At 63.4% G+C, this 20718-nt stretch carries 14 protein-coding genes; 4 read left to right on the top strand and 10 right to left on the bottom strand.

Annotated features, from left to right (window positions below; all coding sequences use genetic code 11):
• Window positions 1–1308 (bottom strand): peptidase T, encoded by a 1308-nt coding sequence (pepT, locus tag AC6H4Z_RS06530; RefSeq protein WP_497545937.1) that lies wholly within the window; start codon window positions 1306–1308, stop codon window positions 1–3.
• 156 nt (window positions 1309–1464) lie between these two features.
• Between pepT and AC6H4Z_RS06525 the strand changes: the two genes are divergently transcribed.
• The gene (locus tag AC6H4Z_RS06525) at window positions 1465–3927 is read left to right on the top strand and encodes an ABC transporter permease (protein WP_497545936.1); all 2463 of its coding nucleotides are present in this window, start codon (window positions 1465–1467) and stop codon (window positions 3925–3927) included.
• Between the two features lie 3 nt (window positions 3928–3930).
• Here AC6H4Z_RS06525 and AC6H4Z_RS06520 read toward each other — a convergent pair whose 3' ends face one another.
• The 7 genes from AC6H4Z_RS06520 to AC6H4Z_RS06490 all read right to left on the bottom strand — a co-directional run bounded on the left by AC6H4Z_RS06520 (window position 3931) and on the right by AC6H4Z_RS06490 (window position 14931).
• Window positions 3931–5103, bottom strand: coding sequence for a metallophosphoesterase (locus AC6H4Z_RS06520; RefSeq protein ID WP_497545935.1), 1173 nt, complete (start codon window positions 5101–5103; stop codon window positions 3931–3933).
• Between the two features lie 84 nt (window positions 5104–5187).
• Window positions 5188–7665, bottom strand: a complete 2478-nt coding sequence (locus AC6H4Z_RS06515; protein WP_497545934.1) for an ABC transporter permease — start codon at window positions 7663–7665, stop codon at window positions 5188–5190.
• A 60-nt stretch (window positions 7666–7725) separates the two neighbouring features.
• On the bottom strand, window positions 7726–8232 hold the full coding sequence (locus AC6H4Z_RS06510) for a DinB family protein (RefSeq protein ID WP_497545933.1): 507 nt from the start codon (window positions 8230–8232) through the stop codon (window positions 7726–7728).
• A gap of 19 nt (window positions 8233–8251) precedes the next feature.
• Window positions 8252–9145, bottom strand: coding sequence for an alpha/beta hydrolase (locus tag AC6H4Z_RS06505; protein ID WP_497545932.1), 894 nt, complete (start codon window positions 9143–9145; stop codon window positions 8252–8254).
• Between the two features lie 86 nt (window positions 9146–9231).
• Window positions 9232–10611 carry an FAD-binding oxidoreductase gene (locus AC6H4Z_RS06500; RefSeq protein WP_497545931.1) on the bottom strand — a complete coding sequence of 460 codons (1380 nt, stop codon included), beginning with the start codon at window positions 10609–10611 and terminating at the stop codon, window positions 9232–9234.
• Between the two features lie 373 nt (window positions 10612–10984).
• Window positions 10985–14419 carry an amidohydrolase family protein gene (locus tag AC6H4Z_RS06495; protein WP_497545930.1) on the bottom strand — a complete coding sequence of 1145 codons (3435 nt, stop codon included), beginning with the start codon at window positions 14417–14419 and terminating at the stop codon, window positions 10985–10987.
• Between the two features lie 119 nt (window positions 14420–14538).
• Window positions 14539–14931, bottom strand: a complete 393-nt coding sequence (locus tag AC6H4Z_RS06490) for a cupredoxin domain-containing protein (protein WP_497545929.1) — start codon at window positions 14929–14931, stop codon at window positions 14539–14541.
• A gap of 141 nt (window positions 14932–15072) precedes the next feature.
• On the opposite strand from AC6H4Z_RS06490, the gene AC6H4Z_RS06485 reads away from it, so the two are divergent.
• From AC6H4Z_RS06485 to AC6H4Z_RS06475, 3 genes are read left to right on the top strand one after another with little or no spacing between them, the layout of a single operon-like run.
• A complete protein-coding gene (locus AC6H4Z_RS06485) occupies window positions 15073–16461 on the top strand; it encodes a serine hydrolase domain-containing protein (protein ID WP_497545928.1) in 1389 nt (462 codons plus the stop codon).
• A gap of 36 nt (window positions 16462–16497) precedes the next feature.
• Window positions 16498–17058 carry a nitroreductase family protein gene (locus AC6H4Z_RS06480; protein ID WP_497545927.1) on the top strand — a complete coding sequence of 187 codons (561 nt, stop codon included), beginning with the start codon at window positions 16498–16500 and terminating at the stop codon, window positions 17056–17058.
• Between the two features lie 2 nt (window positions 17059–17060).
• Entirely contained in the window at window positions 17061–17654 is a 594-nt protein-coding gene (locus AC6H4Z_RS06475) for a hydrolase (protein WP_497545926.1), read from the top strand.
• A gap of 21 nt (window positions 17655–17675) precedes the next feature.
• On the opposite strand, the gene AC6H4Z_RS06470 is transcribed toward AC6H4Z_RS06475, so the two are convergent.
• Together AC6H4Z_RS06470 and AC6H4Z_RS06465 are read right to left on the bottom strand one after the other, a co-directional pair.
• Window positions 17676–19550 carry a protein kinase domain-containing protein gene (locus AC6H4Z_RS06470; RefSeq protein ID WP_497545925.1) on the bottom strand — a complete coding sequence of 625 codons (1875 nt, stop codon included), beginning with the start codon at window positions 19548–19550 and terminating at the stop codon, window positions 17676–17678.
• Window positions 19522–20646 carry an HD domain-containing phosphohydrolase gene (locus AC6H4Z_RS06465; RefSeq protein ID WP_497545924.1) on the bottom strand — a complete coding sequence of 375 codons (1125 nt, stop codon included), beginning with the start codon at window positions 20644–20646 and terminating at the stop codon, window positions 19522–19524. The genes AC6H4Z_RS06470 and AC6H4Z_RS06465 overlap by 29 nt, the downstream gene beginning before the upstream one ends.
• Window positions 20647–20718: the final 72 nt, after the last annotated feature.

Raw genomic sequence — 20718 nt, 5'->3', positions numbered from 1 at the left:
TCAGCCCGCAGCTTTGGCTCGCTCGGCGAATACCTGGACGAGGTGAACGAGCGTCTCGGTGGTCTTCTCAAGCCCGCGACGCGAGTTGAACTCGAGCTTTCCGTGAAAGTTGTAGCCGCCCGTGAAAATGTTGGGGCACGGCAGACCGCGGAACGTCAACTTCGATCCGTCGGTACCGCCGCGAATCGGTTCGATGAACGGCTCGAGCCCAGCTCTCCGCGACGCCTCAAAGGCGTTGTCCATCAGCTGCGGGTGATCCCGCAGCACCTCATTCATGTTCTTATAATTCTCCTTCACGTCCATGCGGACCGTCACGCCTGCGAACTTCTTTTCCGTCGCCGCGGCGAGGTCGCGCAGGAGCTTCTCTTTGGCCTCGAGTCCACTGATCTCGAAATCGCGCAGGAGAACCTTGATGCTCGATTCCTCGACGTCGGCCACGCCGGAGTACGGGTGAACGAAGCCGACGCGTCCCTCGGTCGTTTCGGGCAGCATGTCAGTCGGCATGTGCGACAGGAAATCAGCGAACGCGTATATGGCGTTGACCATCACGCCCTTTGCCGTACCGGGATGCACGCTCTTTCCGTGGAACGTTATCGTCGCCTGCCGCGCGCTCCACGTTTCCGAGTTGAGCTCACCGAGCCCGCCCCCATCGACCGTGTACGCGAAGTCGGCGGCGAAGCCTTCGACATCGAAGTTCTCGATGCCGGCGCCAATCTCTTCGTCCGACGTGAACCCGATCGCCAGCGTACCATGCGGGATCTGCGGATTGGTCGCCAGCGTGTCGATGAGCGTCATGATCGTGGCGACGCCAGCCTTGTCGTCGGAGCCGAGCAGCGTCGTTCCGTCGGTCGTGATGATGTCGTCGCCAATCATCTTGGCGAGATCGGGATTCTGCGCGACGGTGATGACCTGCGTCGTATCACCAGGTAACACGATGTCGCCACCCTGATAGTTCCGGTGGATGACGGGTTTCACGTTTGCCCCCGTCACGGCCGACGACGTATCGACGTGCGCGAGGAAACCGATCGTCGGCATTCCGGTCGAGAGGCTGAGCGGCAGGTTGCTCGGGATAGTCGCGTAGACCATGCAGAATTCGCTGACCCGAACGTTCTGCGCGCCCAGCTGCCGGAGTTCCTCGGCGAGCAGATTGGCGAGCGCCCATTGCGACGGTGTGCTTGGCCGAGACGCGCTGTCTTCGTTCGACTGCGTCTCGATCTTCACATATCGGAGGAATCGATCGACCACAGACTCGCGCGGCGGATTGATCCCGCCGCCAATCGTGTTTCCCTGCACCGCTGTTGATGTCATCGTCGCCCGTCTCTCTCTGGTAGCCGTCCGTGGATTTTGACACGGCCCGGGACCGAAGTCCATGCCGTCACTCTGGCCGTCGCGAAACCTGAGTCTGCCCCGGTTCGTACCAAGACCCAGTCGCCCTGCCACCGCAATCAACGACGGAGCCGCGCCATGCCCGATCTCGCGAGGGAGTTTCAGTACGCTTGGCGTCGTCTCCGCCGAGCGCCGGCGTTCACCGCGACGTCCCTCATCGTCCTCGGCATTGGCCTGGGTGCAACGACGACGATGTTCAGCATCGTCAACGCAGTCCTGCTCAGACCGCTCCCCTTCCCTCAGTCGGCGCAGCTGGTCGACATCACGCACACCGCGACGATCTCCGGGCTCCAGCATCTCGAGCAATCGGACGCGACATTCCTGCTCTATCAGCGCCACAACTCGGTCTTCGAGAACATCGGCCTATCGCGGCCTGCAGACGTCAGCATCGCGCCCGCGCCCGGCTCGGTCGGCGAACCAGAGCGCACGCTCGGCGCAGGCGTAACTGCGAGTTGGCTGCCGACGCTGCAGGTCGCACCGGCGCGTGGTCGCGCATTCACGGCTGACGACGATCGCCCGGGCGCTCCACGCGTCGTGATGCTCTCCGACGCGCTCTGGCAACGTAAGTTCGGCGCCGATCCGAGCATCGTCGGCAAGTTTATCGTCGTCAACGGATCGGAGCGGCAGGTCATCGGCATCATGCCAGCGTCCTTCCGCTATCCCTCGGCGACGACGCGGGTGTGGTATCCGCTGCAGATCGATCCCGCGACCACCGACGCGGGCAGCTTCAACTTCAACGCCATCGCGCGGCTCAAGCCTGGCGTGACGAACGCCGCGGCGGTTGCCGACCTCGCGCGCTCGCTTCCTCGTTTGCTCGACGAATTTCCAACGGATATTCCGCGAGCGATGTTCGAGAAAGTTCATCTCACACCGGTCGTGACGTCTCTGCGAGACGTGATCGTCGGCGACGTCAGCCGGCTTCTTTGGATTCTGCTCGCCGCAGTTGGACTCGTGTTGGCAATCGCCTGCGCCAATGTGGCGAATCTGTTTCTCGTCCGCGCTGAAGGACGATCGCGCGAACTCGCGGTCCGCACTGCGCTCGGTGCAGGTGGAATAACCGTCGTCGCGCAATACCTGAGCGAAGCGATCGTGCTCGCCTTCGGCGGCGGCGCCATCGGAGTAACGCTGGCGTACTTTGGCATCCGACTACTCTCGGCGCTGCCGAGTGGCATTTACGTTCCGCGACTCGCGGAAGTCAGCCTCGATCCCATCGTCGTGCTGTTCGCGGCAACGATGACGCTCGTCACGGCGGCTGCGGTGAGCTTCGTTCCGCTGCTGCGTACGAGGCGGATTGCCATTGCGGCGGTACTCAAGGAATCGGGTCGCGCGGCAACCGCAGGTGCCGACAAGCACCGCACCCGCAGCGCGCTCGTGGTCGCACAGGTCGCGCTGGCGCTGCTGCTCGTGGCCTCGTCGGGCCTGCTGGCGCGCAGCTTTGCGCGCCTGCGCGATGTCAAACCCGGCTTCGATCCCGCCAACGTGACCACGGCGCGTGTGACGCTCCCGCGCGCCAAGTACGCAACGACCGCGGCGTCGTACAACTTTCTCGAGGAGCTACGCACTCGCGCGCGCGCCATACCGGGCGTTCGCGACGCGGCGTACACAACGTGGCTCCCACTCACGGGAGACGCCAACAACAGCGCGGTCACGGTCGAAGACTTTTCGCTGGCGCCGAACACCGTTCCGCCGGTACACAGCGTGAACAACGTGTCGAGCAACTGGTTTGCCACGATGCGCATTCCGATTCTCTCCGGACGTACGATCGGAGCGCAGGATCCGGCACATCCCGCGCTCGAGGCGCTCGTGAGCAGGTCATTCGCCAAACGCTATTGGAAGGATCGGTCGCCGCTCGGTCACCGCGTGCACCAGGGCATTCACGGCGATTGGTTCACAATCGTCGGCGTCGTTGACGACGTGCACCTCACGGCACTCGATCAACCGGTGGAAGAAGCCGTGTACTTCCCGCTCGTGGTGCCTGATGGCGATTCGACGGTCGTGCGTTCGCGCGTCGCGCTCGCGGTGGCGACCGATCAACCCGGCGCTCCCATCGCCGCGGCGATTCGCGGAATCGTCCACGATCTCGATGCTGGGCTTCCGACTTACGGCCAGCAGTCGATGGACACAATCGTCACGAGCGCATCCGCAAAGGCGCGCTTCCTCGTTCTCATGCTTGGCGCAGCGAGTCTCGTTGCACTCGTGCTTGGCGCCGTTGGCATCTATGGTGTGATGGCCTACGGCGTGAGCCTTCGCCAGCGTGAGATTGGCGTTCGCATGGCGCTGGGTGCCGAGCCGGGCGACGTGAGCCGAATGATCTCACGCCAGGGTGTGACGCTCGCCGCCGTCGGCGTCGTGATCGGTCTGGCCGGCGCCATCGCGTCGACACGAATGCTTCGCGGACTACTCTACGACGTCAGTCCGACAGATCCGCTCACGCTTGGCGCAACGTGCGCCGTCTTGCTTGCGACAGCGCTGCTTTCGTCATGGCTCCCCGCGCGCCGAGCGGCGAATGTCGATCCGGCGTCGGTACTGCGAAGCGATTGAGAGTTATTTGACAGGATCGAGCGGAACAAAACGCCCCGCATCGATCACGCCGTTCTTGACGTGATATACCGTGACACCTGACGTAAACGCCAGGCTCGCGCCGCGCGGCCCGGCAATCGTCGCGGACACCTGGTTGAAACGCGTCTTCACGCCGGCCATCTCGTATTCGATGCGCTCGGTGCCGTGAATGTGGCCGCCAAGCGCCAACACGTGATTCCGTTTTCGAAGGATCGCGAGCACGGCACCAGCATTCGACACGGTATGACGAAATGCCGCCTTGCCGTTGACGGTGATGACAGTCGGCGCGGGCCCCCCGTCCGTGTAGCCGTTGATCGTCTCGAACGTGGAGAAGAACGGAATGTGGTCGAAGGTGACGACCGGCATTCCAGCCGGGACGAGTGCGAGATCGCGCTCCAGCCAGGCCAACTGAAGACTGTCGACGTGTCCGTAGTACCGCTGATCGTCGATGTCGACGGTGTTGAGGCCGACGAAGTGCACTCCACCGCGAGTGAACGAGTAATAGTCGGGCCCGAAGTAGTGGTGGTACATCGCGCGGCCGTACAACGGATGCGACGCGCTCACGTGCGACGTATCGCGTTCGATACCAAAGTTCTCATGGTTTCCTGGCACCGTGAACACCGGCGTCTTGAACGCGCCCGACTCTCGAGCGAACAGGTCGTAGTAGCTCGTCGCCTCGGCCTCGGAAACGCGGAGCGCATCACGAACCAGATCGCCGGTGATCAGCAATAGGTCCGGACGTATCGAATCGACGACAGCGCGCAGGCGCTGCGTGCGTTGAACGGAGCTCGGAGAGATGTGCGTATCCGACGCGTGTGCGAAGGAGAACTCCTGGCTTCCGCTCAGCGGCGCCAACGGAAACGAGAGCGGCCCATCGGTCGCTGCGCGCCAGAATCGGCCAACGGCGCGATATCGATTTGGCGTCGACACGAAAACGACGCCGGTTCCCGCCTTGGTGATGCGAAACGCTCCGTTGGCATCGGTCGTGACCACCGTGTCCTGGTTCGAGACCGCGACGCCAGCAATGCCGGCCTCCCCGGGATCGCGAACACCATTGGCATTCCGGTCCGCGAATACGACTCCAGTAATGTCGGCCGGCGGCGTAGCGACGCCGACGAGAACGGCGACCGCGGCAAGATTGAGTGCCCGAAGAATCACGGCGGTCTGCGGTGAAGGTCGAAAGAAAACCCGCGGCGCAAAGAGCGCCGCGGGTGGAATATGTTGTTCATCGCACGCCGCGCGTCAATCCGCGCGTAAGGCTTCTGTAGGATTCACCCGAGCAGCACGACGTGCCGGAATCCAGCTCGCGAGGAGCGCGAACACCAGCAGCGTGCCCGTCGCCGCGCCGAGCGTCACGGGATCGGTCGGCGCGATCTCGTACAGGAAGGTTCGCAGAAAGCGCGCGACCCCGATGACGAGCACGAGCCCGATGGCGATGCCGGCGCCGCTCAACATCAGGCCCTGTCGCGTTACCATCGCCTCCACCGACCTTGGCTGCGCACCCAGCGCGATACGCACGCCGAGTTCCCGCGTTCGCAACGTGACGACGTACGCGATCACCCCGTACAGACCGATCACGCCGAGGATCAAGGTGACGCCCGCGGCGACACCGAGAATCGTCATCGTGAAGGTGAGTCGCGCAATGGAACTATCGAGCGTACGCCGCAACGAGCGAACGTCGAAGGTCGGCAGCGTCGGGTCGATTTCGTGAATCAGCGCCTGCAGTGCCCGCGTCGTCGTCGCAACGTCGCCGCTCGTTCGCGCAACGACAGCCATCGTGCGCGATAGCTGGCTGTCCATCGTGTCGTTCGGAACCGAATGGGGGAAATACACGACGCGATTGGGCGGCGCCGCGAGCGCCGTGTCGCGTACGGGACCGACGACGCCAATGACTGTTCGCCACGCGCCATTTGGAAGTGCGCGGAATCGCTTTCCGATTGCACTCCGCCCCGTCGAGTCATGAAAGAACGTCTTTGCCACTTCCAGCCCAACGACGACTTCATTGTCGCGCTGCCGTTCGATCTGATCGAACGTCCGTCCCGCGATGAGCGGAATTCCCATCGTTCGGAAGTATCCAGCATCAGTCGTCGTGTAGAGCTCGAGCGGCGGTATCTTCGATGCGCTCGAGGCGTCGCCCTCGAACCACATCGGATTCTGATTGATGCCGTGAGACTCATACGGCAGGCGCGACGTCAGCCCCACCGACGTCACCCCTGGCAGCTGTGCCGCACGCTCGGCCAGTCTCGCGTAGAAACGAACGATGCTCGAGTCGCCTCGATACCGAAGCTCTGGAATCGAGAGCCAGAGCGTCGCGACGCCATCCGGGTTGAAGCCCGGATGCACCGCGCGCAGCCGCTGGAAACTTCGAAAGAGCAGCCCCGACGCAGCGAGGACGACGAGCGCCAATGCCATCTGTCCCGCAACGAGTATCCCGCGCGCTCGCTGTCGACGACTACCGGCGGTTCCGCTCCGCCCGCCGTCGCGCAGGCCCGACAATGCGTCAGAACGCATGAATCGAACGGCTGGAATCGCGCTGCACGCTACCGCGACGATCGCGGCAACGATGATCGTGAATGCGATCACCGCTGCGTCGAGGTGTACCTCACCCAATCGCGGAATCTCCGTCGGCCCAGCGTCGACGAGGAGCTGAATGCCGACGCCCGCAACCGCGAGCCCGAGTACCGCTGAAATCCCCGCGAGAACGGCCGCCTCGGTGAAGAAGTGGGCGAGCACGCGACCTCGTCCCGCGCCAAGCGCGGCGCGCACGGATAGCTCGCGATGGCGGCCGTCGGCACGAACGAGCAGGAGGTTGGCAACATTGGCACACGTCACGAGCAGCACGAGAACCGCTGTTGCCGCAACCATCCACAGCGTCTTCGAGATGTCGCCGACGATATCCTCGCGGAGCGGAATCAGTTTGGGAATCGGCTTGCCTTGATCGAGCAGCATCTGCATCGGAATGCCAGGCGCGACCATCGGAGTCACTTCGACGACGCGCGGTAGGATGCTGGCGAACTCACGCTGTGCCGCCGCCGCTGTTACCCCTGGCTTGAGCCGCGCGATGGAGTTGTGATTGAAGCCGCCCGGATACGGATCATTGGGATCGAGCTTTCTTGGCAGCCAGAGTTGCGTGCCCTTGCTCGGAAAGCGGAACGTGGCCGGCATCACGCCGATGATCTCCGTGGCGTGGCCAGCAACGAGCAGCTTTTTCCCGATCACGTTGCGATCGCCCGCATACCGCGAACGCCAAAGCCCTTCGCTGATCAGCGTCACGCTCGGCCCGCTGATCTTGTCCTCGCTCTCGTTGAACGGCCGGCCAAGGATCGGCGAAACCTGCAGCATGGGAATCAGATCGGACGTGGCCCACGTCACGAGCATTCGCTCGGGCTGCGCACGGCCGTCCGGATCGCTGACATTCGCCGACTCGTCGTCGTAGAGCGCGATTCCCTCGATCGTTTTCGAGAATCTCTTGAACGTGTTGTATGTCGCCGTGGTCTGTTGCGCGTGCGTCATCGACACTGGCGGCAAGTCGAACCACGCGCCCACCAGGCGATCAGGATCGCCATACGGCAACGGCCGCAGGAGCACGGCGTTCACGACGGCGAAGATCGCCGCCGCCGAGCCAATGCCAATGGTCAGCGTGAGAATGACGGCGGCACTGAAAACCGGCGCGCGCCGAAGGGATCGGGACGCGTGCGACACATTCTGCCAAAGGCTCATGATTCGGCTCGAAACGGTAGACCAACGCCCTACGGAACCCACCCGCCCGGAGTTCCGGATCTACGCCAGTCTTTCCGTCAGCGCGCTGACCCGGACCGCATCCACGATCGTGCCGTCACCGGTCGTGATCCGGCGGTGATAATCGATCTGGCCGATGTGATACCCGAGGTGCGCAGCCAGATGCAGCAGAAACTCCTCGGCGTCCACGGAACGGCCGGCAATCAGATCGGGAAACGCGACCGGAATCGATTCCGGGTCGAGGGTGGTCAGCGTCCCGCGCAGTGCCTCGAGGGCGCGATCCAACTCGGCGAGGATTTCTCCGCGCGTGAGATTGCGCAGCGCGAATTCCGCCGGCCGGTTGCGCACGTAGCTCGTGCCACCAATACACCTGCCGATGTAGTGCTGAATGTTACCGGCGCAATGCAACGCCAATGTCCCAGCCGAGTTCGAGATGCCGGGAGGCGTCGCCCAGACGCTTTCGTCGGTCGGGTAAGCCTCGATTTCGCGCTTCAGGCTCGAGAGTTCGCGATCGAGCAGGAGATGCAGTATCCGAACTGGGAGTGTCATTGGTTCAGCGATGAAAGTTCTACGGAATGAATGCGCGGCCGCGCAGCCAATTCGCCAGCAACTTCGACCATTCAGAGAGCGCGGCGTCTGCGTTCGCCAAGCCAACGCCATGCGCGCCGTGCTCGAACACGTGTAGTTCGGCGGGCACGCCGGCGCGCCGCAACGCCAAGTAGTAGTACGTGGCGTTCTCGGCCGGAACCGTGGTGTCTTCGTTCGTCTGGAAGAGAAAGGTCGGTGGCGTCGTCTTCACGACGGCACGCTCGCCGGACAGCGACTCCGCGAGCGCCCGATCGGGATTGGCGCCGAGCAGCGCGGTGCGCGATCCCGCGTGCGTCCATGCCTCGGTCATCGAGATGACCGGATATCCAAGAATGCTAATGTCTGGCCGGCTCGACGTGCGGTCGATGGGATCGTGCGCTGCCGCGTTTCCGGCGTCGAAGTGAGTACTCGCCGTCATCGCGAGGTGCCCGCCGGCCGAAAATCCCATGATGCCGATCCGCCCCGGATCGAGGTGCCAATCGGACGCGTGAGATCGGAGCAGCCTGATCGCGCGCTGCGCGTCGCCAAGTTCTACGGGATGGTGATACGGTGGTCCGAGCCGATACCGAAGCACGAACGCCGCAACACCGAGCGAATTCAGATAGTTCGCGACCTGGCGTCCCTCGTGATTCGACGCCAGGCGAATGTAGCTCCCGCCCGGACACACGATGACCGCCGGCGTGTTCGCATTCATCGTCCGCGGGAGAAACACCATCATCGCGGGGATGTCGGTCGTGTCAGTGCCCAGTGCACCCGGCGCGGCGCCCGACCAGAGCGGAATGACCTGTCCGTCTGTAATGGGCAGCGGCGTTTGCGCGACCGCCGTAAGGAGCGGTGCCACAAGCAGCAGTATCGCACGACGGACGGTGAGCATCGGCGAAAAGCTACGAACAACTTCTCCCTACCGCCACAAAACGGGCACGATCGCCACGCTTCGCGATCGTGCCCGTGCTCGACGACTCAGCCAGGTGGAATGTTCTGATTCATCCGAAACACATTCCGCGGGTCGTACTGTTTTTTCACCTGTGCGAGCCGCGCAAACTTCTCCGGGCTGAACGCCGCCCGCACGCGATCGGGCGCTTCGCCTACGCCGATGTAGTTGACGTACACGCGCCCATTCGAAAACGGCTTTGCCGCATCCGACGTCGCCCTCGCCCACACCACGTTGCGCTCCGCCGCCGCGGCGTCCGACCATCGCGACACGATCACGAGATTGAAGTCGGAATCGCGATTGTCGAATGCCGCGCTGTCATTCGGCACTCGATGCACCTGTCCACCAAACTGCTCGATGAGAATCGCGCTGAGCGGCGACGGAACGCGCTCGTACGCCGACACGAGTGCATCGATCAGCTCGTCGGGAATCGATGTCAGGAATTCTGACCGCCAGTGAACCTGCAGGCCTCCCGGAAAGCCAGCATCGAGCATGGATTGCAGCGCGGTATACGGCATCGCCTGAACGCCACCAGCAATCGGCGCTTCAAAATCTCGAATCGCCTTGATCGCGCGCTCGCCTTCGTCGACCGGCCCGTTGTAGCACATCACCATGGCGCAGACAGCAACGCCCTCGGGGGAATGCATCATCGCGCCGAAGACGGTCAGCGCATCGGGCGCCGTACGCACAAAGTCGCGATAGAAACGCAGCACGTCGCGAGCGCGCGCCAGTGGATAGAACAGCGCTCCTCCCAGCACGGTCGACACGGGATGGAGTTGGAACTCGAACGTCGTCACGACGCCGAAGTTTCCGCCACCTCCGCGCAGCGCCCAGAACAGATCAGGATTCTCTGACGCACTCGCATGCAACACCTGCCCATCGGCCGTTACCGCCTCGGCGCCGATCAGATTGTCGCAGGTCATTCCGTAGCTGCGCATCAACCAACCGAGTCCGCCACCGAGTGTCAGACCCGCAATGCCAGTGGTAGATACGGCGCCGCCCGTCGTGGCCAGTCCGTGCGCTGCAGTCGCAGCGTCGAACTCGCCCCACGTCGCGCCGCCGCCGGCGCGCGCCGTGCGCGTGGTTGGATCAACGACGACATCGCGCATCCCGCGCAGATCGATGACCAATCCGCCATCGTTCACGGCGAGACCCGCCGCATTGTGTCCGCCGCCCCGAATTGCGATCGAAAGATCGTTGTCGCGCGCGAAACGAATCGCCGCCTGCACATCGTCTACGCTGCGACAGCGAGCGATACATGCCGGCTTACGATCGACCATTCCATTCCAGACGACGCGTGCAGCGTCGTAGCCTTCGTTGCCCGGCCGCAGAAGGTCGCCCCGAAAGCGCGCGCTGAAATCGCGAAGCCGATCGGAAAGGTTATTGGGGACGGGAGTGGGCGCGCTCATTCAACCCTCGCTGTAGTGTGATGGTGGTTGATATATCTGCGCGAGAATCGTCGGCTAGAGGACATGTGTCCCAAGATTTCTTATTACAACCCGGCGGACTGAGCGTTGTTTTGCGCCGAGCCCGCCAGACCGCGCATCATCTACGCAACCGAATACGCGCCTGGAGTGCGAGAAAGGACATGAACGTTCGCCGCGCTACCCGTCGGCGAGAAATCGATCACCGGCGCAGGCCAGTTGAAGTTTGGTCGCGCACGACTGCCAAACAGCAACAGCCCGACGTCACTCGACGTCGGGCTGTCGTTCAAGGCACCGGTGCAACAGACGCTGCCGCGTTCAGAAACCGCTGCGGAGCCCGGTAGCTGTTACGTCGTAGCTACGGTTTCTTGGGCGCCGGCGGCTGTTTGTCAAACGTCGTCGTCGACTTCGTGTTCTGCTGCAGTACGTCGTCGTTCACCCAGTAGTACGGTCCGAACGGCACCGCCTTCGGCCAGATCTCGTCGAGCGACATTGCGTCGTACAGCTTGCCGCCCTTCATGACGTACTTCGAGTCGATCGTATTCTTGATGTTGTCGAGCGGATTGGTGTTCAGCACCATGAGATCCGCCAATTTGCCAACCTCGATCGATCCAAGATCCTTGTCGACGCCGAGGAAACGCGCGCCGTGCATGCTCGCGACCTCGAGCGCGCCCATGTTCCCGAGCGCACTGGCACCCATCCAGACTTCCCAGTGCGACGCGAGTCCGTGGTGCTCGCCGTGTGAGCCGATCGCACCCCAGCCACCTTCGGCGATGATGTCCGCCATCGCCTGCGCAACGATCGGGTAGCTGTAGTCGGTCTCGGGACGCAACCAGCGAACGCGCGTATGAGGCACGAGCGCGCGCCACGGGAACCAGCGACGCTGCTTTGCATCCTTCCAGACATCGCTCTGCTGGAACCAGTACTCGATGCTCCATGCGCTCGGCCCTGCGACGACGAGCGTCGGCGAATACGTCGCGCCGGCTTTGCCCAGGAATTTTGCGCCGTCGGAATACAGCGGCACTTCGCTGAACGAATGCTCCCAACCCGTCTGGCCATCCATGATGAAGCCCAGGTCTTCCATGAAGTGGCCGCCCTCGGACGTCTCGTTCAGGCCAACAGTGCGCGACGCTTCCGCCATCCACTGACGCTGATCGCGACGCGGCTGCGCGTATTGTTTGATCGATACGGCGCCCCAGTCTGCCATTTTGCGCACGGCGGCCAGCGCGTCGGCCGGCGTGTTCATTTCATTCGCGCGCGCCGCATCACCCGCCGTGATGTTGTCGCCCGTGCTGAAGCCGCGCGGTCCAATCAGATCGCCCGCTTCGATCAACTCGGCGGTCGGGAACATGTTCTGACTGTACATGCTCGGGTCCAACGTCGTGGTGACGCCATATGCCAGGTAAATGGCCTGCTCGAAGTCGTGCTTCGGCCGCATGCCGCGCCATTCACGATAGTGGTGCGCGTGCATGTCGACCCAACCGGGAATGATCGTCTTGCCGCTCGCGTTGATGACCTTGTCGACGCCGTTCGTGCTGCACTGTCCCACGCATGAGATCCGGCTTCCCTTCACGACGATCGTTCCGCGCTCGATCACCTTCTTGTGGTCGAGCGTGACGATGCGCGCGTTCGTGAGCGCGACCGTGCCAGTCGGAATGTCGCGCGGCACACTGAGCTTGAGCGTAATGGTGTCCGTGCGATTGGTATCCATGTGTCGCACGTAGTAGCGCGTGCCGCTGCCATACTCGAGCGTCTTTGCATCGCGCCAGCGCGGAAAGAGTCCGCCGTCGCGCGTCAGCTGCGTGACCGGAAACTGTCCGCGACGCTTCTCGATGCGCTGCGCGTCGCCGCCAATTCCGCCCCACGCCATGGGCGCGACGTACACATTGTCGCCCTCTTGGAACGCGACGTAATCACCATTCGGACTCGGCACGATTTCGTCGGCCGCCGGGAAGCTGAGATGCTCCTGCTTGTCGCTTCCGTCTGGCTTCACCGAGAGCAGCGCGGTACCACCGCGCCCGCCGCCCGTACCAGAAACTTCATCGATCCAGAAAATTCTTCCTTCGGGGCCGATCGACGGACGCACCATCTGGCGACGCGCCTCGCCGGAGATCGCCGAACCGCTCGGTCGCGTAATCGTCGCCAACGCAACATCGGTGTCGCCACCCGCCGCAGGTGTCGCCGAAATACGAACGAGGTCATACCACGCATTGTGCGTGAGTGTTCTCTGACGCGCGGTCGCGCCTTCGCCGCGCGCAACGATCACCGAGCGACCATCTGGACTCCACACTGGGTCGACGTAGTCGCCCTCGTCCTTCGTCAGCCGCACGGGAGCGCCGCCCGTTGCCGGAACCTTCCAGACATGTCCTCGGCCGGTGTCGTCCCAGGTTACGAACGCGAGCTCGCGACCATTCGGACTCCACGCCGGCGCGTACTCGAGTTGATCGAACGACTTCGGCGTGAGGCGGCGCGGCGTGCTGTTTTCCGCGTCCTGGAGCCAGATGTGCCCGACGGCCTGAAACGCAATCGTTCCGCCATCGACCGTGGACGTTGGCCAGCGGAAAAACTTCACCGCCAACGGACCATCAGTGATTCGGAATTCGTTGCGCGCCATCTGCGACAACGTCCGGTGCACCTTCGCCGTGTACGGAATCGTCGCCACGTCCTTGGTTGCGACGTCGAGCCGGCGAATCTTGCCACCCTGCATGATGACGATCGATTTGCCGTCGCTCGACCAGTTGTATCGCGGCAGCACGCCAAGCGTCTTCGATCCGCTCGCGACCATCGGTTCGATCGGATCCATGACCATACGCTCGGCGCCCGTCTTCATGTCGCGAAGCCATAGCGCAGTGCGCGGTCCGTACTTGTGGCCCTTGAACTCCAGCAAGCCGTCGGGAATTTGGCGTGCGAAGGCAAGCCAGCGCCCGTCGGGCGAGATCATGGGAGCAGCGCCACCGCCGCTCGAGAATCGTCCAGCCGCCGCATTGCTGCTTTCACCGGCCGTGATGTCGACGGTTTCACCACTCTTGAATTCAAATCTTCTCAGCTGTAGCGAACCCGAGAGCGGCTCTTTGTCCGCGACTGTGGACGACACCTGGTAGTACAGGTACTTGCCGTCGCCGGACACGGTCGGCCATTGAGGCGCACCGCCGCCAGCTCCGCCAGCGCCGCCACGTCCGCCGGCCGCGGCGCCCACGATCTGCACGCCCTGACCGCCGTCCTTGTGGTACATCCAGATGCCGCCGGCGGGCGCGCCACCTTCACCGCCACCACGGCCGCCCTTTCGCACGATGATGTAATTCCCGTCGGGCGTCCACGCGGGCTCGAGTGCGGTCGCGTTGAGATCTGTGAACACCGGACGTTGGTTCGACCCGTCGGCGTTCATGACCCAGAGATTGTACTGACCACGACGATCGGTGATGAACGCGATCGTCTTTCCATCGGGCGAAATGCGCGGCTGAAAGTTCAGCGCCACGCCGGAGGCCTGCGTCAGAACCGTCGCTTCACCACCCGCGGCGGGCATGCGATAAACGTGGCCGAGTAGATCGAACGTGATCCATGTTCGATCGGGCGACAGATCAACGGACGTCCACGTGCCCTCGGATGTGGTGAAGTCGACGTCGCGTGTCTGTCCGCGCGCCTGCATCACGTCCCACGTCGCACGACCGCCGCCGTCGGCAGCCGCAGCTCCTCCTCCGCCTCCGCGCGCCTGTGCTGTGAGTGACGGAGCGGCGATCGCGAGCAGCAGCGTAGCCGCGCGCGTCGAGCGTGAAAGCAGCGGAATTCGGACCATGGGAGGGCTCCTCAGATCGACTCGGCGTCTGCGAGTGGGTTCGCGGACACGGACTCGATAAGCTGTCGCCCTCGATCGCGCGGCGCGAGTGGCCGCGCGTCACAGTTCCCGGCGCGATCCTATTGGACCGAAACCGTCCCGGTCATTCCCGCGTGAATCGTGCACTGATAGGTGAACGTTCCCGCGGTGGCAAACGTCTTCGAGAACGTCGCGCCAGCGCCACGATCCCCCGAGCCGGTTCCATCGGAGAACGTCACGTTGTGGGTCACAACGTTGGATCCCCAAGTCCACGTCACCGACGTGCCCGGAGCCACCTTGATCGAGTTCGGCGTGAACTGGTTGTCGCTGACGGCAACGGAGCTCGTCGACACCGGCGTCGTCGGGTTGCTCGTTCCGCCCGGATTCGTTGTACCACCTGGATTCGTAACCACCGCTCCGCCGTCACTGCTGCCGCCACATCCAACCGAGGCCGCAATCAGCGCCGCGGCGAGCACTTGCATGAGATTTCGCACGTTAGGTCGCTCCACGTCGTGAAGAAGGTCTGACGGCGAGAATCCGCGGGCGCGGGGATGGGTTCCCGAACTGTCAGCGAGATTTCTTGACACTGAGCTCTTTGGCCGGGCACTGTTTACCGAACGCCATCCCGGACCCTCATGAAACCAGCCTCGTTCTCCGCTCGTGCCGCGGTGCTGCTGCTCGCCGCGGTCGTTCCCCTGAGAGCGCAGTCCGTCGCGCCGAAGAAGGTCGTCGCGAAAACGGTCGACTCGCTCGCCGCCGATTTCATTGCGACCAAGGGTTCGCCTGCCGTCTCGATCGGCGTGTTTCACGGCAATGACACGCTCGCGCTGGGAGGCTGGGGCAAGGCGAACATCGAAGACGACGTCAACGCAACGGCGCGAAGCGTCTACCGTATCGGATCGATCACGAAACAGTTCACGTCCGCGGCGGTCATGAAGTACGTCGAAGCCGGCAAGGTTCGCCTCGACGATTCCATCGGCACGTATCTGCCGACGCTTCCGGCGAAGTGGCACAGCGTCACGGTGCGTCAGCTTCTCAATCACACGTCCGGAATTCCGAGCTACACCAACGTGGGCCAACGATGGTTGCGACGCTGGGGCGAGGAGATGACGCCCGACACCATCGTCGCCATCACCGCCAACGATCCGATGACCTTCCCTCCTGGATCGTCGTGGGCCTACAACAACTCCGGCTACGTCGTCCTCGGAATGCTCGTCGAGAAGATGGCCGGACGCCCCTGGGCGGACGACGTGCACGAACGATTCGCCAAGCCGCTCGGCCTGTCCGATACGCGCAATTGCTCGACGCGCGACATCATCATGAGGCGTGCGAGCGGATACGAGCCGGGGCCGAACGGCACCTTTGCCAACAGCGCCTACCTCGCGATGAGCCAGCCGTTCTCGGCGGGTGCGCTGTGCTCCACCGTTGGCGACCTCGGTCGCTGGAACCGCGCGCTTGCCACCGGCAAGGTTGTGTCGGCGGAGTCGTATAAGACGATGACCACACCGGCGGGAGCCGCAGCCGGGGCGAAATACGGCTTCGGCCTCGGACGCGACACGATGGCGGGTCACACCGTGATCTCTCACGGCGGCGGCATCAACGGATTCATCTCGTCCAACGCGTACTTCCCCGACGCTGACATCTCGATCACGGTGCTGACCAACTCCGGCGCGGGTCGGGCCGACCGACTTCTCGCACAGGTGGCTCGCGCAACCTTCGGCGTTCCACTCAAGCGTTCCCCGCCGCGCGTAGCAATCTCGGCCGCGGAGCGCGCCAGGTATGTCGGCGTGTATGCAATGCAATTCGGTCCGAACAAGGCCGACTTCACCTTCTTCGAGAAGGACGGTGAGCTCTACTCGCAGCTTCAGGGACAGGGCCCCAACGTGCTGATACCGTTCGGGAACAACGTCTTTGGCGTGGACTTCGATCCGGATATTCGCCTCACCTTCACCGTCGAGAATGGCAAAGCGACGAAGGTGGCGCTGCTCCAGAATGGCCGGACGTCGGAAGGCGCTCGCAAATAGCGCGTGATACGGGTTGGCGTCGCTAGCTTTCGATTCATGAATGCTTCCGACGCCATCCGCGAACGCCGCTCGATCAAGCGCTTTACCGACCGCGCAGTCACGCGCGAAGAGATCGAAACGATCCTCTCCGCCGCAACACTTGCCCCAAATCACAAGCTCACGCAGCCGTGGCGCTTCTACGTCCTCGGACCTGAAGCGCGCCACGCGTACGGCATAGCTCTGGGAAATCGCAAGGCACGCAAGCTCGAGGACGCTGTGGCCGCAGACACGATGCGCAACAACGTCGCAAATGAGCATCGCGCTCTACCGGCAATGATCGCGGTCGCCGTCGTCGACAATGAGAATCCTGAAACGCGCGAAGAAGACTACGCCGCCGGCATGATGGCGGTGCAGAATCTGTCGCTCGTGGCGGTCGAGCTCGGGCTCGGAACGCACATCAAGACGGGCGCGGTCATGAGCGATCCTGATGCACGCGCTGCGGCGGGGATTCGAGACGGCGAGCGAATCGTCGCCATCGTCAACGTCGGAACGCCTGCTGAAACGCCGGGTCCGAAGAAGCGCGAGTCAGCCTCCACGTATACAACCTGGGTACCCTGATCGTGGCCACCGACGATCGCCCGGCACTCGCCCTGGACGCGCGCACGACTGCGCTCGTCATCATCGATCTGCAACTGGGCATCACCGGGCGTGAATCGGCGCCGCACCCTGCACCAAAGGTCATCGAGAATTCGGCACGAATCGGCACTGCGCTGAAGAAAGCCGGCGGCGTGATCTTGCCCGTGCGCGTGACCTTCTCACCAGGCGGCGCGGACCGACCGCAGGGAGCCATCGACGTGCCGATGGCCATGCCTCCGGGTGGGTTCCCGGCCAACTGGGCCGAGCTCGTTCCCGAGATCGCCGCACTCGGCGCGGAAATCGTGATCACCAAGCGGCAGTGGGGCGCGTTCTACGGAACGGAGCTCGACCTCCAGCTACGCCGTCGCGGCATCAAGACGATTCTTCTCACGGGCATCTCCACGAACTTCGGCGTGGAAGGCACGGCGCGCGAAGCATGGCAGCACGGCTACGACGTCATCGTCGTCGAAGACGCGTGCGCGAGCGGCGAAGCCTCGATGCACCAATTCGCGATCGACAAGATTCTTCCGCGTATCTCGCGCGTTCGTTCGACGGCAGAGGTTCTCTCGGCGCTCTAATCGCGCGCGAGAGGTCCGTCGTTACTCCGCGCGCTGAACGGTTCCGCGAACCTCGTCTGCGGCAGCGAGAACGTAGCCGATTTCCCGCGATAGAGCGCGCGCTTCCTGCGTGGCGCTCGTGATCCCCGACATCGCAGCGTCCAGTCCCGACGATCGTACTTTGAGTAGGTCGAGCGCGAGATTCTGTAGCAGCAAACCGGCGCTCTCGTACTGCTCGCGAAGTCGCGGACGCGCCTGTTCGAGCTCGAGCACCATCTCGCGTTGACGGCGCAGTAGCGCGAGGCGTCGCTCACGATCGGACGAATTCCCCGTCTCCGACTCGAACTGTGCGATGCGCTCGTCGATCGCCGACGAGCGATCGCTGCCGAGTTGCTCGTCGAGACGGTGCAACGCCGTAGCGAGGGACTCGACGCGGCCGAACAACGCGTCGGCCGTTTCCTTCAGGTTTGGCAGCAACTTACGCTCGGTGTCGCTCAGCTTTTCGATCGACTCATCGATGCGACGACGGTCCGATGTCGCCTGTCGAAGAATGTCGCCGTGCGGACCGCGCAGGATTTCGCTTGCGATGGCCGGAGCAGGAATCGCGGCCGGCGCCTGCACGTTCGGCAACGCCTCGGATGGGATTTGCCCAAAGAACAGATTTCGAAACGGCACGCCGTCTGTCGCGATGAGCGAGCTCATTTCCGAGACGGCACCAAAAGCCATTCCGAGCACGGGATAGAGGAACCACCAATGCCCGTGTCCATGGCCGTTGGCCATCCAGTTGATGCCAAAGAGGAATCCGCTCGTTCCGGTGTAGCTGAGCAGGTTTCTCCGAAATTTCCGAATGCGATTTGGCAGCGTGAGGATCCTGCGCTGCTGCTTCTCCAGGCGACGCGACTCGCGCTTCGCCTCGCGGTCGGTCAACCGCGTCAGTCGGGTCTGATGCTGCGCTAGAATCCGCTCCATGGCGGCCGACACCTGACGCTGCACCCGCGCGTCGTCGGCCTCGGCAAAGATCGACACAGGCACGATCGGATCGGCTACCGGCGCTCCGTCGAGCGCGGCAACGAGCTCCATGCCATCGGCGAAACGATTGGCCGGGTCCTTCTCGAGAAGCTTCATGATGATTCTCTCGAGATCAGCGGGAACATCCGGTCGTCGCTCTCGAAGCGGAACCGGTCGCTCGGTGACCTGCTTCAACATGATCGACGGCGTGTTCCCACCACTGAACGGCGGCAATCCGACGAGCATCTGATAGGCCACGCAGCCCAGCGAGTAGAGATCCGACCGCCCGTCGATCTCGTGGTCGCCGGCGCATTGCTCGGGCGACATGTATGCCGGCGTGCCAATCACGACACCCGTGCCTGTCAGCCGTGTCCCGTCGCCGTCACTCGCGGCGCGAGCGATGCCGAAATCCGTCACCATGGCTCGCCCGGTGACCGCATCGAGCAGAATGTTGTCCGGCTTGATGTCGCGGTGGACCACACCCATGCGATGTGCGTACGCCAACGCGTCGGCGACTTCGCGAATGATTCGGCGTGTTTCGTCGACCGCCATCGCGCCACTGAGCCGCAACCGATCGCCGACGCTTCCCCCTTCGACGAGCCCCATCACGAAGTAGACGACGCCGTCGCGCTCGTCGACCGTGTAGATCGGAACGATGTTCGGGTGGCTCAATCGCGCCGCGGTCTCCGCTTCCCGCAGAAAGCGCGTCCGGATGTCGCCGCGAAAAGCCAGTTCCGGCGGCAGGAGCTTTACTGCCACGCCCCGCTTCAGCCGAATGTCGCGCGCACGATAGACGATCGCCATGCCGCCGCGGCCGATCTCGGCGTCGACCTCATACGCCGGCGCAAGCGCCCGCGCGAGCCTCGCCTTCAGCTCGTCATCAGGATTTACTGATGCTGGATCTGTCACGCGGACGTCCCGCCGAGGCCGCGTGCCGCATTGCGGCGGCAACGACCGGATCGAACTGTGTTCCCGCACCGCGTTCGATGTCGAGCAAAACGAACTCGCGCGGCACAGCGAGACGGTACGGACGATCGTGCGTGAGTGCGTCGAAGAAATCGGCGACCGCGGTAATCCGTCCTTCGATCGGAATGGCGTCGCCCTTCAAGCGAAAAGGGTAGCCGAGCCCGTCCCAGCGCTCGTGATGGCTCGCCGCGATTCGCTCGGCGGCAATCACCAGCGAGTTGTCGCCGCCCGAGAGAATGCTCGCACCGATCGTCGTGTGCGTCCGCATCACCAACGTTTCGTCGGCGCTCAACGCACCCTGTTTGTGCAGGACCGAATCGGGAATCGCAATCTTGCCAATGTCGTGCACGGGGGCTGCACGACGGATCAGCTCCACTTGGTCGTCCGGCAGTCCGATGATTTCCGCCAGCTCGCCCGCGAGGATGCCCACGCGTCGGGTGTGTTCCCCCGTGAGATCGTCGCGCGCTTCCGTGGCCATCGCCAAACGCTCGAGCACTTCGATCCGCGACGCGGCCAACGCGTCGGTGCGCTCCTTCACCCGTGCTTCGAGCGTGAGATTCTCGTTCCTCAGCCGGAGATGGAGCTGACGGAGCGACAGCAGATTCCGCACGCGCAACAGCACCTCGGTTGCGTCGAACGGCTTCGAGATGAAGTCTGAGGCGCCCGCTTCGAGCGCGTCGCGCTTGACCTTGGACGAGAGATCGCCCGTCAGCATCACGATCGGCAGGAACGCGCCAGCGGGATTGATGCGGCGCAGTTCGCGAATCAACGTCAGCCCGTCGACGCCCGGCATGTGGACATCGAGAAGCACGATATCCGGCTGCAACTCGGCGTACATCTGCATCACGTCTCGCGGATCCGTCGTCGAATAGACATGCTCGTAGCCGCTCTGAGTCAGCAGCGCCTGGAGCAGCCAAACGTTGTCGGCCATATCGTCGGCGATCAGAATGCGATCGGCCGGTGAATTCGCGAGAGTGGATCCCGCTCCATCGCTCGCGCTCAAAGCAAACTCGTCTCCACGAGATACTCGAACAGACATGCCAGTGGCCTCCGTCGGCTATCAGGCTACCACAACCTAATGGGCCGGACAGGACACGGGCATGCGTTCGTG

The sequence above is a fragment of the Leucogemmata humicola genome, from assembly GCF_055379415.1.
The sequence above is the reverse complement of the archived record's forward strand: the minus strand, read 5'-3'. Positions and strand labels throughout refer to the sequence as shown.

Coding starts and splice junctions, on each gene's coding strand:
- pepT (WP_497545937.1), bottom strand. CDS start 1,308: ATGACATCAACAGCGGTGCAGGGAAACACGATTGGCGGCGGGATCAAT.
- AC6H4Z_RS06525 (WP_497545936.1), top strand. CDS start 1,465: ATGCCCGATCTCGCGAGGGAGTTTCAGTACGCTTGGCGTCGTCTCCGC.
- AC6H4Z_RS06515 (WP_497545934.1), bottom strand. CDS start 7,665: ATGAGCCTTTGGCAGAATGTGTCGCACGCGTCCCGATCCCTTCGGCGC.
- AC6H4Z_RS06510 (WP_497545933.1), bottom strand. CDS start 8,232: ATGACACTCCCAGTTCGGATACTGCATCTCCTGCTCGATCGCGAACTC.
- AC6H4Z_RS06505 (WP_497545932.1), bottom strand. CDS start 9,145: ATGCTCACCGTCCGTCGTGCGATACTGCTGCTTGTGGCACCGCTCCTT.
- AC6H4Z_RS06500 (WP_497545931.1), bottom strand. CDS start 10,611: ATGAGCGCGCCCACTCCCGTCCCCAATAACCTTTCCGATCGGCTTCGC.
- AC6H4Z_RS06495 (WP_497545930.1), bottom strand. CDS start 14,419: ATGGTCCGAATTCCGCTGCTTTCACGCTCGACGCGCGCGGCTACGCTG.
- AC6H4Z_RS06485 (WP_497545928.1), top strand. CDS start 15,073: ATGAAACCAGCCTCGTTCTCCGCTCGTGCCGCGGTGCTGCTGCTCGCC.
- AC6H4Z_RS06480 (WP_497545927.1), top strand. CDS start 16,498: ATGAATGCTTCCGACGCCATCCGCGAACGCCGCTCGATCAAGCGCTTT.
- AC6H4Z_RS06465 (WP_497545924.1), bottom strand. CDS start 20,646: ATGTCTGTTCGAGTATCTCGTGGAGACGAGTTTGCTTTGAGCGCGAGC.